This window comes from Paraburkholderia sp. RL17-347-BIC-D, from assembly GCF_046027915.1.
Taxonomy (GTDB): Bacteria; Pseudomonadota; Gammaproteobacteria; order Burkholderiales; family Burkholderiaceae; genus Paraburkholderia.
In genome coordinates, this window is the sequence record NZ_JARESS010000287.1 from 1 (window position 1) to 297 (window position 297).

General features: G+C 65.7%; 1 pseudogene. It reads left to right on the forward strand.

What is annotated here, in order from left to right:
• Nucleotides 1-229 (forward strand): annotated as a pseudogene (locus P0D96_RS48605) (RND transporter); the annotation flags it as partial.
• Between the last annotated feature and the right edge of the window lie 68 nt (nt 230-297).

Consider the following 297-nt stretch of genomic DNA (forward strand, 5'->3'; position numbering starts at 1 on the left):
ACAGCGCGCCACCACGGCCGCGGACCTGTCGCTGCGGCTCACGACGAACCGCTTCAACGCGGGCGCGGTCAGCTATCTCGACGTGGTGACCGCGCAGACGATTGCGCTGACGAACGAGCGCATCGCGGATCAGATTGCCGAGCGGCAGTTGGAATCGAGTGTGTTGTTGCTGAAGGCGTTAGGCGGGACGTGGGGTGGCGAAAGCCAGAGCGCGGCGGGGTCTGTGTAACCGGTTTTGCGTCCTCACCTGGCGCGCGGAAACCTCAGCACGAACCGCGTACTGCGCGCATCGCTCTC